Genomic DNA, 15,269 nt, shown 5'->3' with positions numbered 1-15,269 from the left:
CGCCGAAAGTGAAGTATTGTATATTTTGGAATTACTTTATATGTACTTCTTAAAATTGATGAGCATTTGTTATGCCAGAACCAACTGGAAATGGAAACGGCAAGCGATTATACTCCGCTTGCCGTTTTTTCATAGCTTCGTATGTATTTGAATCCCTTTCGCTTTCTCTTCATCACCCTTCACGCGTACAATTAAATCATATGCCCCGGGTTTTGGCGCTTCAAAAGAAAGCAAACCTTCTTTTTGAGAAGTGACTTCTTCTTCATAAATGACCTTATCATCTTTTGTGACTTGCAATAAAATCGTACCTTCTTCAACTGTTGCCTCATAAGGAATTTCCACATTTCCTTTTTCAGCTTTAAGCGTTTGTACATCGTAATACCCCTGCAAAGAACCAATTGTTAAAGTCGTTTCGCCATTTTTTTGAACCTTTGTGACTTTTGTTGCTGTATTACATGCGCTTAACAATACAACAAGAGTGAAAATGAGAAATGAACGAAGCAATTTCATAGAGAGTCCCCTTCCTTTAAATATATTAAGGTTAAAATATACAATCTAACATATCATTACAATTATAGTTGAAAAATAAGGAAAATTATATAACAGGAAATGCAACTATAAACAATCACTGACCATTAGTCTACAACCAATCCCACACCCCAACACAAAAGAAAAAAGCACCAGGTCCCCCTAGTGCTCTCCCCCTAAAACAAATGACAAGCCACTTCATGCCCTTTCGCAATCTCAACCATCTTCGGTACTTCCTGTGCGCATTTTTCAGTGGCGAATTTGCAGCGCGTTCTGAATTTGCAGCCGGATGGTGAGTTTAGTGGGCTTGGTACTTCTCCCTCTAGGATAATCCGTTCTTTACCAGTGTTTGTTGGATCTGGTTCTGGCATGGATGAGAGTAGTGCTTGTGTGTATGGATGTGCCGGGTTTGTGTATAAGTCTTCGCTGTCGGCAATTTCTACTATGTTTCCTAAGTACATGACTCCGATGCGGTCTGATATGTGCCTTACCATCGATAGGTCATGTGCGATGAATAAGTATGTGACTCCTGTTTCTTCTTGGATGTCTTGCAGCATATTTACGACTTGTGCTTGGACTGAGACATCGAGTGCTGAGATTGGTTCGTCACATAGGATAAAGTCTGGTTTTACAGATAATGCACGCGCGATGCTAATGCGCTGGCGCTGGCCCCCGCTAAATTCGTGCGGGTAGCGATATAAGTGTTCTTCTTTTAATCCTACCTTTTTCAGAAGGTCTAAAATGATTTCTTTTTGTTCTTCTTTTTCGTAGGAACCGTGAATGTTCATTGGCTCACTAATAATTTGGAATACGTTCATCGACGGATTTAATGATGCGTATGGATCTTGGAAAATGATTTGCATTCGTTTTCTATATTCTTTTAGTTCACTTTCCTTTAAACTTGCGATATCTTTTCCATCAAATAAAACGTTACCTGAAGTGACATCGTGTAAGCGAATGATACTTCTTCCTGTCGTTGATTTTCCGCATCCAGATTCTCCTACTAACCCGAATGTTTCACCCTTTTTAATAGTGAAGCTTAAATCATCGACTGCTTTTAATTGCTCTGTTTTTCTGCCGAATAGTCCTTTTTTAATAGGAAAATACTTTTTTAAGTTCCGAACTTCAATTAAGTTTTCTTCATACATGAAAATCACCTACCGCCCTATCATTTAACCAGCACATGGAACGCCTTCCGTCTCCGATTTCAAAATATGGCGGACGTTCTTTTTCACAAATGTCCATCGCATGCGGGCAACGCTCTGCGAACGGGCAACCTTGTGGTGGGTTTAATAAGTTTGGCGTTACACCTTGAATGGGAGCAAGTCTTTCTTTTACGCCGTTTGCGATTTTTGGCAGAGAGTTTAATAGCCCTTTCGTATATGGATGATTCGGCGATTGGAAAATATCAAGTACAGGTCCTTCTTCCATAATAAGTCCGCCATACATAACGATAACGCGTGTACAGTTTTGTGCGACTATTCCTAAGTCATGCGTAATAAGAAGTAACGCCATGTTCGTTTCGTTTTTTAAGTTTTTCATTAAATCTAGTATTTGTGCTTGTATCGTTACATCAAGTGCTGTCGTCGGTTCGTCCGCAATGAGAAGGTCAGGGTTACAAGACATCGCCATTGCGATCATAACTCGCTGCTTCATACCTCCGCTTAGTTCATGCGGATATTGTTTCACCCTTTCTTCTGGCGAAGAAAGACCGACTTGTTTTAACAAGTTGATTGCGATTTGCTCTGCTTCTTTCTTTTTCACTTTTTGATGACGTATAATTACTTCCGTCATTTGTTTTCCAATTTTCACGACCGGATTTAGCGCTGACATTGGGTCTTGAGAGATAAGTGAAATTTGATTTCCTCTAATAGAACGCAATTCTTTTTCAGATTTAGAAAGTATGTTTTCATTATGAAAAAGGATTTCCCCTTCTTTCACTTTTCCTGGTGATGTAACGAGAGACATAACGGACTTCGCCATTACACTCTTTCCGCTTCCAGATTCCCCAACGATACCGACTACTTCTCCTTTATTTAAGCGAAATGTAACGCCTCGAACCGCTTCAACTTCGCCACTTTCTATGAAAAAAGAAGTCTTTAAATTTTTCACTTCTAGTAGTTTTTCAGACACGCTTCTCACTCCTTTCACTTAACACTTTAGTTTTCATGTCCGGCTCCTTTTGGTGCAAAAGCTTTCTTCAACGCTTCACCAATTACGTTAAAACTAAGTACCGTTAAAAGGATAAGGAATCCTGGGAAGAGCGTTAAATACCAAGCTTCACCAATATATCCTTGCGCATTGTTTAGCATGCTGCCCCAAGAAGAATCTGGTTCTCTAATACCTAATCCTAAGAAACTAAGTGATGATTCCATTAAAATCGATGTCGCAATTGTTAATGTCGCAGCGATAATAATGGTTGATAAAATGTTAGGAATGATATGTCTTACAATAATCATAAGTGATTTTTGTCCTGATACTTTTGCGTATAAAACGTACTCACGCTCTTTTACAGATAACGTTTCTGCCCTTACAATACGGGCGGTGTCCATCCATGTTAGTAATCCGATAATAAGAACTAACGTCGTAATTCCTGGTTTTAAATACGCATTTAATAGTAGCATTAAAAAGAATGATGGAATTGACATAAGCACTTCAACAACTCTCATTAAAAAGTTGTCTAACTTTCCGCCAAAATACCCGCTAATTGTTCCAACTGCAGTACCGATTGTAATAGAAACAACCATCGCAAGGAAACCGACCGCAAGCGAAACTCGTCCGCCATATAACGCTCTCGTTAAGTAATCTCTTCCGTAATCATCCGTTCCGAAAGGATGACTCATACTCGGTTCTTGTAAGCGATCTGGAATCGACATTTTGCTAGGATCGTACGGCGATACGAATGCGAATATTGATGCAACCGTTAAAATCGCAAGTATTATAACTCCCATTAGTACAAACTTATTTTTCGTAAAACTACTTTTTATCGTTTGAAATCTCCTATTATTCATTCCAAATCACCCCCTCATTCGAATGCGCGGATCTACTACGCCATATAAAATATCAGCAATTAAGTTACCGAGAATTAACATGAATGATGATAGTAATGTAATTGCCATGATAATCGGATAATCAAATCTAAAAATAGCATTTACCCCAAGTGAACCAAGACCCGGCCATGAAAATACTGTTTCCGTAATGAACGCTCCGCCTACTAAACTTGGAATCGATAATCCGAAAATTGTAATGATCGGTATTAATACATTTCGAAGTACGTGATTAAATAAAACTGTTTTCTTTGAAGCGCCGTACGCATATTGAATTTGTACATATTCTTCTTCTAATTGCTGAATCGTACTTGAACGAATATATCTCATATAAACAGATACGTTTTGGAACGCTAACACCATGCAAGGTAAAATACCGTGTTGCACAATATCCCAGACAGAATCTTTACCTACGGTGCGCATACCCATACTCGGAAGTAGGTTCAATTTTAAAGAGAATAAGTAGACTAATAGTAGTGCAAACCAGAAAACCGGCATAGAAATACCAACGTATGAAATAAAGTTTACAATGCGGTCAAAGAATGAATTCTTTTTCACACCTGTAAATAGTCCAAGTGGTATTGCGATTACGAATGAGACGAGTAAAGATGATCCCATTAACCCAATTGTTGCGGGTAATCTTTCTGCGATAAGATCTAAAACAGGACGATGATTTTGAAGTGAGTAACCAAAGTTTCCTGTTAAAATATTTTTTAACCATAAAATATACTGCACGTAAATTGGTTGATCTAGTCCTAAACTTTTGCGAATACGCTCCACATCAATTGGACTCATATTTGGCGTTACAAAGTTTCGAACAGGATCCCCCGGCGCTAGCTTTATTAATAGAAAAGAAATAATAGAAATAACAAATAAAAGCGGAATTGCATTTAAAAGCCTCTTCGCAATTACTTTATACACAAACTTCCCCCCTCAAGCTAAAGAAGCTGATTTCCACCAGCTTCTTTACTGTTTCTTATTTCACTTCATAAATCTTAGATAAATCTTCAAACATTGTAACAGGAATTGCTTTCGCTTCTTTTAATCCATCAAACTTTTTATCTACTGCAATAACTGCTTTCGGATACGCAATTGGTAGATAAGGTACGTCTTCTCTAGCTGTCTCTTGAATTTTATGGTATAGCTCTGCACGTTTTGTTTTATCTGTTTCAACTGCAGCTTCTTCCCATAACTTATCGAAATCAGCGTTTTTATATCGTGCATAATTGTATTCTGCATTACTTAAGAATAAGCTCTTATATGAATCTGGCTCAGGTCCCATTATGTAACCACCAAATGTAATGTCATATTCTTTATTCTCTTTATCTAAGCCTTTTTCACTTGCTGCACTAGCATCTAATGCATTTAGTTCAACTTCTAAGCCAACTTCTTTTAATTTTTGTTGTGTATATAACGCTAAGCTTTCCATGATTTTATTATTCGTTACATACATCACGCGTACTTTTTCTTTATCTTTCACGCCAGCTTTTGCTAATAAATCTTTCGCTTCTTTTTTATCATACTTATAGTCTTTAATATCTTTCGCATAATACATAGCGTCTGGCGTTAAGATTGAATTTGCTGGTTCTGCAAATTCACCTGAAACGAATGCTGAGTTAATCATTTCTTTTTTATCTAACGCATGCGCAATTGCTTGGCGCACTTCTTTTTTCTTCATAAGATCAGTATTCATGTTATAAGATAAGTAGAATAATCTACCTTCAGGGAATGTCACCATTGAGAAGTTCCCAGTGCTATCCAATTTCTTAAAGTCTTGCGGCTCAATCATCTTCATGTTGATTTGACCATTTTGCAGTGAAACATTTGCTGTATTACGGTCTTTTACAACGCGGTATACGATAGAGTCTAACTTAGCTTTCCCACCTACATAATCATCAAATCGATCTAATGCAACATACTCATCTGATTTATACTCTTTAAACTTAAACGGCCCTGATCCTACAGGCTGTAAGTTTTTCTTACTCTTCGCTAAATCTGCTTCCCCTTCAAATACATGTTTCGGAATTGGGAAGAAATCATTCATCACACCTTCGAAAGATGCGCTTACTTGTGGTAAGACGAATTGAGTCGTTAGCTCATCCACTTTTTTCACCTCAAGCGGCTTTCCTTTAAAAATAAAGTTTTCACGGCTTGAACTATTTTGCTTCTCATCTAAAATAGATTGAAATGTAAATGCTATATCGTCTGATGTAATCTTCTTACCGTCATGCCATTTCAAATTATCCTTTAGTTTTAAAGTCCATGTTAATTGATCCTCTGAAGGCGTAAAGCTCTCAGCAAGAACAAACTTTTTCTTACCGTCTTCCATATGATACAGCGGTGCATATAAAGCTTGCTGCACAGTTAATGACACACGATCATTCGCATAAAGCGGATTCATCGTATCTGGATTATCGCTAACACCAATCGTTAACGTTCCTCCATCTTTCGGAGTCCCTGATTTACTAGTGCCCGCTTGCTTCGAATCTTTTTCCCCTGAACAAGCAGCTAATGCAATAAATAATAGTAGGACAAATGGTAATACAAACAACTTCTTCTTCATATTTCGACCCCTCTCGACTATTTACACCTATAAGAAAACTCGGAATTAATACCGAGTTTTCTTATAGGTTTTAAATTACCACTACCGGTATGTATTGTCAAACTTTTTCGCAAAGGTAGAAAGTTTGTAATCTATTAATGCATTCTTGCGATAAACTATATTTATGCGGAGGAGAAAATAAAAAGACCACGAATAAGTAGCCTCATAAAATGAGTTAAAAAACTATCAACTTACAGAAAACCCCTCTAAAATGATTGTTATATATACTCGGAACTGTAGAATGGGATTAAAGACAAAAAACACATTTAGGAGGTTATCATGACATTTGATGAATTGAAAAAAAGACCACCAAAAGGCAGTCTCAAAACTCAATCTTATTCCCCATCCCTTGCTCCACCGCTTTCTCATACAAATACTTCGCAACGATAATATCTACTACCGCCAAACCAACTGATTTGAAAATAGTAATCTCTTCATCATTTTCGCGGCCAGCTTTTTCTCCGCTTATAATTTGACCAAGTTCAGCGTAAATGGCGTTTGCTTTGAATAGACCTTCTTTTATCGGAAATTGAAGGTCTCCTGTTTCGTCTAGTGCTGCTTCTTTTGATTCAACTACTACTTTGTTTGCGCTTGTGATGGCGTGAGATGGTAGTTCTTGCATGCTCGGTCTGAATGAGCCGACGGCGTTTACGTGGACGCCTTTTTGCAAGATTTCTGAGAAGACTGGTGTGGATGCATTCGTAGTTGTGACGATAATGTCTGCTTCACGTATTGCTTCATTTGGATCCCTGTAAACGTAAGCTGGTTTACCAAATTTCTCTTGCATATATTGCGCAAATGCATACGCTTTTTCTTCTGTGCGATTGTATAAAATGACTTTTTCAATATCTCTAACCGCAAATATTGCTTCGGCCATTCCCTTCGCTTGTTCACCCGTGCCGATAATGCATAAAGTTTTTGCGTTATGACGAGCTAAATATTTTGTCGCTACTCCTGATAAGGCGCCTGTTCGGATCATCGTTAAGTACGATCCTTCTAAAAGTGCGAGCGGTTCTCCCGTTTGAAAGTCTGATAGCATCACAATCCCGTTGATCGTTTTCTTTCCTATCTGTTTATTTTGCGGGACTACCGTTACTATTTTTACTCCAAGCGCCTCAAGCCCTTCCGCTACTGAAGGCATAATTAATGCCGTATTTTGCTCGTTCGCAAATGGTAATGAGCCTCTTATTGGTGTAATCGTTCTTTCTGCGGAAAATTCTTTTAAAGCAAGCGCCGCGTATTCAATAACTTCATTCATATTTACTAAGTTTCTTTGTTCGTTCGCGCTTATAACTAGCATATCTTTCCACCTCCTCCTTCTATCCTAACAAAAATCCCCGTTTCAAATCATCTCTCGGATCTACAACGAACTGATGAAACCCTGTAATAAATGCATGTCCCGTTACTTTCGGAACGACAGCTTCATATGTACCTACCGCTGTTACCGACAATACTTCTCCCTGGAATTTCCCATCAGTAATGCATTCATGGATGAATACTTCTCCTTTTTGCAAGGTAGCTTTTTCAAAAAGAGTTGCGATTCTCGCTGAAGTTCCTGTACCGCAAGGAGAACGATCTACTTGCCCATCAGCAAAAATCGTTACATTTCGTAGCGTAGCACCTTTGTCTTTCGGTTCATCTGAAAAGATAACGCCGTATATTCCTTTCAATCCTTCTTCAAGTGGATGTTTCACTTCCATTTTGCTCTCTATATAATGTTTAATTTTACTGCCCCACTTTTGAATAGCGGGCAAGTCTTTAAAATCAACTTTCAAACCAAATTCTTTACAATCTACAACAGCGTAAAACGCTCCGCCAAACGCAATATCTACTTGAAATTCATAGTTATCTATTTTAATAGGAACGTCTTTTTTGTATACAAATGAAGGAACATTTTCAAATGATACAGATTCTACTTCACTCCCGTTATATGTTGCATACGCAATAACTTCCCCAGCAGGGCTATCAATAATGAACTTTTGTTTTTCACCCTTTACTTCAAACATGCCTGTTTCAATTCCAACTGTAATGACAGCAATAATGCCATGACCACACATCGTACTCCATCCTTCATTGTGCATAAATAAAACACCAAAATCAGCGTGGGCACTTGCAGGCGGGGTAATAATACAACCATACATCCCGTGATGCCCTCTCGGTTCATACATAAGAACTTCACGAAGGTAATCCAAATGTTCCATACAGTAGGCGCGTCTTTCCAGCTGCGTTTCTCCTTTTATTTCTGGCACTCCGCCCGTAATAATTCGAAGCGGCTCCCCAGCTACGTGTGCATCAATCGTTGTATATATTTTACTAACCTTCATTTCTATCTCTCCCCTATACGTTGATACTCTTTTCATTGCAAATATCATGCCAACGCATAGGGGATAAATTTGTATGCATTGTTTAGAAAAACATACACTACTGTCTATTTTTTTATACACTGTCCAGAGGCTATGTTATGGGGCCCCCTTGATACAACCAGTCTTATTATTTTCAATGTAAAGTTACTTCGCTCCCCAACATATACTGTTCAAAAGCAAAAAGGAAGTGATCCCATGTATTACGGAACAAAGGGCTGGTACGTAGCTGAACTAAAAAAATTAGGCGTACGCTATCATGAAGGACGAAAACTAGAAAGTTACCGCGGACACATATTACGCAATTTATTAATCGCACAACAAGAGAAATTAAAAGAACAGTAACATTCTAATGTAACGGTATCGGCGATTCGACATGTAATATCGACTTATCGACAAATTTCGCTAATTCATCTACCTAAACCACCAACCAATCACACATCAAACTACAATAGAAAAAGGTCACCCAAACGGGTGACCTTTCTCTTTCTATTCACAAACAAGAATTTGTCTAGTAAATGATCCTTTTCTTGTAATACAGCGATCTGTAATTTCAAATCCTGCTTCATGGATCATGTCGTCCATTGTCTCCATCGTTACAACGACTACCTTTTTAGCGATGCGGCGCGCACTTGAAAGAATGGAGAGCTGGTCTTCTGGTGTGGCATGCGTAAATAAGTCATACGGCATATCGATAATGGCAACGTCATAGTTCTCAGTAATTTCCTCGATTGGACCTTTTGTTACTGTTCCTTCAAATCCGAAATGTGCGATGTTTTTTCTCGTTCCAAGAACTACAAGTGGATTTATATCTCTACCAACGATGTTAATCCCCATAGAAAGTGCTTCTACTACTACTGTTCCAATACCGCAGCACGGGTCAATTGCTCGTACTCCCTCTGGATTTGGTACAGCGATATTTGCAACTGATCTCGCAACACGTGTGCTAAGTGATGTCGAATAGCTATGCGGTTTTTTTATGTGATGATACCAAACTGGTTCGCTTTCTACATAGTGCCCGAAGTACCAGCGTCCTCCAAGAGGAACAATCCCAAATACACGCTCTGGATTACGAACATCCGCTTCTCCTTCAATATGCATGCCAAGGTCTCGTTCAATAAGACGTCTTTCTCCATATTCAATTTTATTCTCCCCAACGAGGTCATTGATTTTAACGAAGATAACTTTAAATGTCGCTCCCGCCAAATCAATTTGTTCCACTTGTTTTAAAATGCTTTCTAAGTCGTCCCCTTCATACATAACTTCAATTCGCTCTTTCATAAACGCACTTCTACTAGGGTCAATTTTGACATCACTTTTTAAAATATTAACGTGGGACTCCATTCCAAAGAACGAGCGCATTTCCAAGTAACATAAAGCACGCTCCTCCTCACGAAATGCATACGTATATATACAGGCAGGTGTTTTACTATGATTATTCAATCTATTATCATCCTCTATCGTTTAAAATTGTTCTAATTACAATTACTCAAATACTTTTGTATATAAAATTAAATGATATCATATGCCGGAAATAAAGAGAAACGTTAATAAATAAAAGAGACTGCCAATGGCAATCTCTTATTATTTATTAACGGAAAGAAGACACGTTGTTACCCATTTCTTCATAGTAATCTAAAATACCTTGATAAATAGCTTCCGCTGCACGTTGTCTCCATTCTTCAGTAGCTAGTTTTTCACCTTCACCTTTAGCATCGATAAAACCTAGTTCAGCTAAAATAGCAGGCATTGTATTGTATTTCACTACATAGAAGTTTTCTGTCTTTACACCTCTATCATTTGATTGAAGTGCTTGTACTAAACGTTTTTGTACTTTTTCTGCTAGTACACGGCTTTCTTCTGAGTTTGGATTTGTTGCTGATCTGTAGTAGAACGTTTCTGTTCCTTCTACTTGTTCATTAAACCCGTTTGCATGAATACTTACGAAAATATCACCTTTATTTTCTTGTGCAAATTCTACACGTTTTTTCAAAGATTCACCAGGGGTATTTCCCGGACGCGTATCATCATTACGTGTTAATAAGACAGTAAATGGTGTCTTTTGTTCAAATAGTTTTTGTACACGTAAAGATGTATCTAATACAATAGCACTTTCATCCATTTTCACACCAGAATGACCTGGATCAACTCCACCATGACCTGGATCAATGATAATCGCTTTTCCTTCTAAGAAGTTACCTTGCTTCACTGGATTTAATTGATTTTTATTAACCCATTGGAAACCAGCGCCCATGCGGATACGAATCCAACTGCCGCTCTCTTCAATAACAGTTACTTGCTGTGCGTTATGTGTTCCCATTACTTTTGACGAAGAAGAAGCTTCTGCATAAGTAGTGAATCCTTCATTAATAACTTCTGTTTTCTCTACTAAAGGTGTCCATTTATCACCGTTACTTGTTGCAATTTTGATCCATCCATCTCGTTCTTCTTTAATTTCAACCATTTGTGGATTATGCTGATTTGCACTAATCCCAGAACTTAATGATGGCGCGTGATATGTAATGAATTTTCTATCTATGTACATTTTCTTTGTTTCTACTGGACGATCACTATTCTTGCTAAATTTATCTGTTTGCGCAGTAAGCTGAGCTGCTTGTTCACGCGTAATAGAATCATTCGGTTTCCAGCCATTCTCTGTACCTAAAGAAAGTTTTAATTCTACTAAAATATTAACTTCTTCTTTACCCCAATGATTCTCTAAATCAGCAAATTTTGTAGGAACTGGTCCTGTTACTTTGCTCTTCAGATTATATGCTCTTACAAGCATAGCTGCCATTTCAGCACGAGTTACTTTTCCTTCTGGATCAAATACTCCTGGTTCTCGTCCCTTAATAATATTCTCTTTTTCCATGGCTGCAATAAATGAAGCTGCCCAACTATTTTTTGCATCATTATAAGACGGCTTTGCATTTGGATCTACTTTAGCACCAATTGCTGTTGCGATAATCTTTGCTGCCTGGGCACGTGTTAAATTTCCGTATGGCATAAAGTTACCATCTGGCATACCGTTAATTACATTTCTCTCTACTAAATAATAAATTGCGTCTTTTGACCACGCACTATCTGAAACATCAGGAAATTTCTTCGTTTCTGCTAAACTACTAATTGGATGTGCTAGTAAATTTGCTGCTAATAAACCTGCGGCTATTGCTTTGTACTTCATGAAAAATAAATCTCCTCTCAAAACTTCATATTCATACAATTTTTTTAATCAAGCTAACTAAAAAATATTAACTATTAATTAATTCCTTTCATAGTGTATAACATTATATATCTATAGTAAATACGTTTCCGGCCGTATAACAAAAATCGCATATATATAACTTATAATGAATGTATATAAAAAAACTTTAATCAGCTCACAAATAGCGGGATAAAAAAGCGATTAGAACATGTCTCCTAATCGCTTTGCCAAATAAAAAGCTGATTAAAAATAATATCTTTAATCAGCTCTCTATTATCTATGAAATTATTCTTCAATTAAATTAGACATTACATATGCATACACTAATGCTTCTGTATGCGCAATAGAACTTTCATGTGTACGTTCAAATGCGTGAGAAGAATCAATACCCGCTCCAATTAAAGCATGTTTCACATCAAATCCCGCGCGAATCGCAGCTGATGCATCAGATCCGTAGTATGGATAAATATCTACTTTATATTCAATATGATTCGTTTTCGCAATCTCTACTAAATGTTTACGCAGTGCGTAATGATACGGGCCGCTAGAGTCTTTTGCACAAATAGATACTGTATATTCATCAGATGCTTGTCCATCACCTAACGCTCCCATATCAACTGCTAAGTATTCAACAGTTTCTTCAGGAATGTTAGAATTACCACCGTATCCAATCTCTTCATTATTAGAAATTAAGAAATGCGTCGTATATGGTAATGTTACGTTTTCATCTTGTAATCTTTTAATTAATTTTAATAAAATCGCAACACTTACTTTGTCATCTAAATGACGGGATTTTATGTATCCACTCTCTGTAATTTGAACACGCGGATCAAATGAAACGAAGTCTCCTACTTCAATTCCTAATTCGCGTACTTCATCAGCTGAAAATACGCGCTCATCAATACGAACTTCAATATTTTTCTCATCGCGTTTTGCTTCACCTGCATCTTTATATACATGTACAGATGTTTGATGCATTAAAATCGTTCCTGTATATGTCTTGCCACTTGATGTTTCAATTTCGCAATATTCTCCTTCTACAGAGTTCCAGCGAAATCCACCAATCATAGAAAGACTCAGGCGACCATCAGGCTTAATTTCTTTCACCATCGCACCTAACGTATCAACGTGTGCCGTTAATAAGCGGTGCTGCGCATCATTCTTCCCTTTTACCGTTAAAATAAGAGCTCCCTTATTATTACGTTTCGTTTCTACGTTCCACTCACTGACATAGTTTTCAATGAAATTAATAATTTTTGCTGTATTTCCAGACGGACTCGGAATAGAGACAAGCTCCTTAATCAGTTCCATCGTTTCTTTCGTATGATGTGCCATTGTCGTTTCCTCCTCATTTTCTCTACTATTCAGTATACAAAATTCGCCAGAAAACCTCTACTTATATAGCTTAATTTTCTAAATTGTAGTAAAATTCTTTTTAGTATACAAAAGGAGTCCTGAAATATGAATATATCAAAAAAATATATACACATTGCACTCATTTGGTTTTTAGCATCATTATTTTGTTTACAAATCTCTTATGCCATTCATACTACTACTTCTATTACAATCGGCTGGATATTAACAACTATCTTCTTCATTATTAGCTTCATTGCAACAAAAAAGCATAGCGTTACTCATTAACGCTATGCTTTTCCTATAAAACTATTCTTCTGAAACATCTAATAAATAAATCCCTCTTTCAAATCCACCGCGCTCTATCTCTTTTTGCTTACGAAGGCGTTCCACATCTTCAATCGATGCACCTTCTGCACGTGCTAATGAAATGATAACCTCTAGCGCATCTGCAAGAGAATCTAGCGCATGTTCGCGTTCTTTCATAGAAGCAAATTCACGAATTTCTTCCGTTCCAATTTTCGCTAAAGCTTGTATGTAGGCTTGACCTGTTAATTTTTGTGCTGTATATGTTTTTCCAGACATTAAAATCTTCTCTGGAACACGATCTCTTACTAACTTGTTATATGCTGACATCATTCATCCTCCTATATTTAATAACATCCGAGCTCTGCTTTATAGAAAAACCATTTTTTCTTCACGCATGCACTTAACATATCAATTTCTGATCCATGTGCTCTTACATGCGGAAAGAAATAGTGCTCTAAGTCTTCTTCCTTACCATATAGAGTTTGGTACTGATCTGGAATCGCTTCTTTTTTCACATCTTTTTCTTTCGTCACCCCGTCAGAAAATGCAACACTTGGATGTCCCTCAAAAAATAACGCAGTCCGAACTGCCAAAGATGGTGTACTATGCAAAGCAGAATATGTAAGCAAAATAATAGTGATAACACCGATTATTTTCTTCATGTATTACTCCTAAAAAAAAGTGCTAACACAATTATACTAAAATGTGTTAGCACTTTCTCCCCTTTATCCCGAATTAACGAGCTAATAATCAGTGAGGAATGGACAAAATCCACACTTCACTTTATTCCCCTTTAAATGCTGGTAAACGTTTCTCTAAAAACGCGGCAATACCTTCTTTATGATCCGCTGTTTGTCTCATTGCATATTGACCACGCTTTTCTAATTGCAATGTTTGCTCTAAATTAGAGCGATTTACTTCACACAAAATTTGCTTCGTTTGAATCATTGCTTTAATCGGTTTTTGTGACCATTCATTAATCTTCTGCTTCACAACCGTTTGGAAATCTTCGCCGATTACTTCATCAATTAAGCCGATATCAAGCGCTTCTGTCGCTGATAATTTCTTACCTTCCCAAATAATTTGCTTCGTCATATTTTCACCGACACGCTTTTGAAGGAAGAAATGACCGCCTCCATCTGGAATTAAAGCGATTCCAATAAAGTTCATTGCAATAACAGATGATATATCCGCCATTACATAATCAGCTGTTAACGCAATACTTAATCCAAGACCTGCAGTTGGTCCATGAATTGCACTAATAACAAGCTTTGGCATCGTATATAATGTCACGACAACTTCAGAAATGGTATTCATAATACCATCAAACTTACTTTCATCATTACTTGAAAGCATCGATTTAATATCCCCACCCGCAGAAAAACCACGACCGTTCCCGCATAACACAACGATATGCGCAGAACTTTCCGCTACTTCTTTCAACTTTTGTAATAACTCTTTTAAGGTCGGCTCATCTAACGCATTTAACACCTCTGGGCGGTTGACCATAACCGTTGCAACGTGCCCTTCATATTTCACAACGACAGATTCTGTTTTACTTGTTATTTCCATTATATATACCCCTCTTTTCTCCATAAAGATTATACTTATATAATTATAGAAAACCACTGAAAAATCCTTCTTTTTTCTCAATTTTCTGTCTAATAATCTCGCAATTTGTACATATACCGTATAAAACATACAATTCCGTTGAAAAATATAGAAATTAAAGTCGGTTTATCCATGCTTTTCATCTATTTACCATTACAATGAAATGGTGTATTCTTAAGTTTGATAAAGTGAGACTTTAATCAGTGGGGGGTGTTCATCCCCCACTGATTATTAGTCCTCACCAATCGGGCTTT

The 15,269-nt window shown here is 37.3% G+C and carries 16 protein-coding genes; 2 read left to right on the top strand and 14 right to left on the bottom strand.

Features of this window, described 5'->3' with window-relative positions; genetic code table 11:
* Positions 1 to 129 precede the first annotated feature (129 nt).
* From ACTFP3_RS00970 to ACTFP3_RS00935, 8 genes are all read right to left on the bottom strand, one after another.
* The gene (locus tag ACTFP3_RS00970; RefSeq protein ID WP_440009087.1) at positions 130 to 510 is read right to left on the bottom strand and encodes a BA_1872 family lipoprotein; all 381 of its coding nucleotides are present in this window, start codon (positions 508 to 510) and stop codon (positions 130 to 132) included.
* Between the two features lie 194 nt (positions 511 to 704).
* Complete coding sequence (locus ACTFP3_RS00965; RefSeq protein ID WP_440009085.1) at positions 705 to 1,676, bottom strand: ABC transporter ATP-binding protein; 972 nt, start codon at positions 1,674 to 1,676, stop codon at positions 705 to 707.
* Positions 1,669 to 2,661: an ABC transporter ATP-binding protein gene (locus tag ACTFP3_RS00960; RefSeq protein ID WP_061456843.1), complete on the bottom strand. Its 993-nt coding sequence runs from the start codon at positions 2,659 to 2,661 to the stop codon at positions 1,669 to 1,671. The genes ACTFP3_RS00965 and ACTFP3_RS00960 overlap by 8 nt, the downstream gene beginning before the upstream one ends.
* A gap of 26 nt (positions 2,662 to 2,687) precedes the next feature.
* Positions 2,688 to 3,539 (bottom strand): ABC transporter permease, encoded by an 852-nt coding sequence (locus tag ACTFP3_RS00955; RefSeq protein WP_001065302.1) that lies wholly within the window; start codon positions 3,537 to 3,539, stop codon positions 2,688 to 2,690.
* 6 nt (positions 3,540 to 3,545) lie between these two features.
* On the bottom strand, positions 3,546 to 4,496 hold the full coding sequence (locus ACTFP3_RS00950) for an ABC transporter permease (RefSeq protein WP_000278787.1): 951 nt from the start codon (positions 4,494 to 4,496) through the stop codon (positions 3,546 to 3,548).
* Between the two features lie 55 nt (positions 4,497 to 4,551).
* The gene (locus tag ACTFP3_RS00945) at positions 4,552 to 6,138 is read right to left on the bottom strand and encodes an ABC transporter substrate-binding protein (RefSeq protein WP_000727701.1); all 1,587 of its coding nucleotides are present in this window, start codon (positions 6,136 to 6,138) and stop codon (positions 4,552 to 4,554) included.
* Positions 6,139 to 6,499: 361 nt separating this feature from the next.
* Positions 6,500 to 7,477, bottom strand: a complete 978-nt coding sequence (locus tag ACTFP3_RS00940; protein ID WP_103621566.1) for an ornithine cyclodeaminase family protein — start codon at positions 7,475 to 7,477, stop codon at positions 6,500 to 6,502.
* A 19-nt stretch (positions 7,478 to 7,496) separates the two neighbouring features.
* On the bottom strand, positions 7,497 to 8,501 hold the full coding sequence (locus ACTFP3_RS00935; RefSeq protein ID WP_440009081.1) for a proline racemase family protein: 1,005 nt from the start codon (positions 8,499 to 8,501) through the stop codon (positions 7,497 to 7,499).
* A 132-nt stretch (positions 8,502 to 8,633) separates the two neighbouring features.
* Between ACTFP3_RS00935 and ACTFP3_RS00930 the strand changes: the two genes are divergently transcribed.
* Complete coding sequence (locus tag ACTFP3_RS00930) at positions 8,634 to 8,882, top strand: YflJ family protein (protein WP_336745685.1); 249 nt, start codon at positions 8,634 to 8,636, stop codon at positions 8,880 to 8,882.
* A gap of 144 nt (positions 8,883 to 9,026) precedes the next feature.
* On the opposite strand, the gene ACTFP3_RS00925 is transcribed toward ACTFP3_RS00930, so the two are convergent.
* The 3 genes from ACTFP3_RS00925 to ACTFP3_RS00915 all read right to left on the bottom strand — a co-directional run bounded on the left by ACTFP3_RS00925 (position 9,027) and on the right by ACTFP3_RS00915 (position 13,077).
* Positions 9,027 to 9,980 carry a TRM11 family SAM-dependent methyltransferase gene (locus ACTFP3_RS00925; protein ID WP_001059319.1) on the bottom strand — a complete coding sequence of 318 codons (954 nt, stop codon included), beginning with the start codon at positions 9,978 to 9,980 and terminating at the stop codon, positions 9,027 to 9,029.
* A 148-nt stretch (positions 9,981 to 10,128) separates the two neighbouring features.
* Positions 10,129 to 11,721: an N-acetylmuramoyl-L-alanine amidase gene (locus ACTFP3_RS00920; protein WP_017674480.1), complete on the bottom strand. Its 1,593-nt coding sequence runs from the start codon at positions 11,719 to 11,721 to the stop codon at positions 10,129 to 10,131.
* Positions 11,722 to 12,027: 306 nt separating this feature from the next.
* Entirely contained in the window at positions 12,028 to 13,077 is a 1,050-nt protein-coding gene (locus tag ACTFP3_RS00915; RefSeq protein WP_086411651.1) for a M42 family metallopeptidase, read from the bottom strand.
* A 126-nt stretch (positions 13,078 to 13,203) separates the two neighbouring features.
* Here ACTFP3_RS00915 and ACTFP3_RS00910 point away from each other — a divergent pair, with 126 nt between their 5' ends.
* Positions 13,204 to 13,383 carry a hypothetical protein gene (locus ACTFP3_RS00910; protein ID WP_006919761.1) on the top strand — a complete coding sequence of 60 codons (180 nt, stop codon included), beginning with the start codon at positions 13,204 to 13,206 and terminating at the stop codon, positions 13,381 to 13,383.
* Between the two features lie 21 nt (positions 13,384 to 13,404).
* On the opposite strand, the gene ACTFP3_RS00905 is transcribed toward ACTFP3_RS00910, so the two are convergent.
* The 3 genes from ACTFP3_RS00905 to ACTFP3_RS00895 all read right to left on the bottom strand — a co-directional run bounded on the left by ACTFP3_RS00905 (position 13,405) and on the right by ACTFP3_RS00895 (position 15,000).
* Positions 13,405 to 13,731 (bottom strand): nucleoside triphosphate pyrophosphohydrolase, encoded by a 327-nt coding sequence (locus ACTFP3_RS00905; RefSeq protein ID WP_001277350.1) that lies wholly within the window; start codon positions 13,729 to 13,731, stop codon positions 13,405 to 13,407.
* Positions 13,732 to 13,748: 17 nt separating this feature from the next.
* Entirely contained in the window at positions 13,749 to 14,066 is a 318-nt protein-coding gene (locus ACTFP3_RS00900) for a hypothetical protein (protein WP_006919759.1), read from the bottom strand.
* A 121-nt stretch (positions 14,067 to 14,187) separates the two neighbouring features.
* Complete coding sequence (locus ACTFP3_RS00895; RefSeq protein ID WP_334271271.1) at positions 14,188 to 15,000, bottom strand: enoyl-CoA hydratase; 813 nt, start codon at positions 14,998 to 15,000, stop codon at positions 14,188 to 14,190.
* Positions 15,001 to 15,269: the final 269 nt, after the last annotated feature.

The organism is Bacillus cereus group sp. MYBK5-2 (genome assembly GCF_051915685.1).
In the GTDB taxonomy this organism is placed as follows: domain Bacteria; phylum Bacillota; class Bacilli; order Bacillales; family Bacillaceae_G; genus Bacillus_A; species Bacillus_A cereus.
Note: the sequence above shows the minus strand (reverse complement) of the source record. Positions and strands in the feature narration are given on the sequence as shown.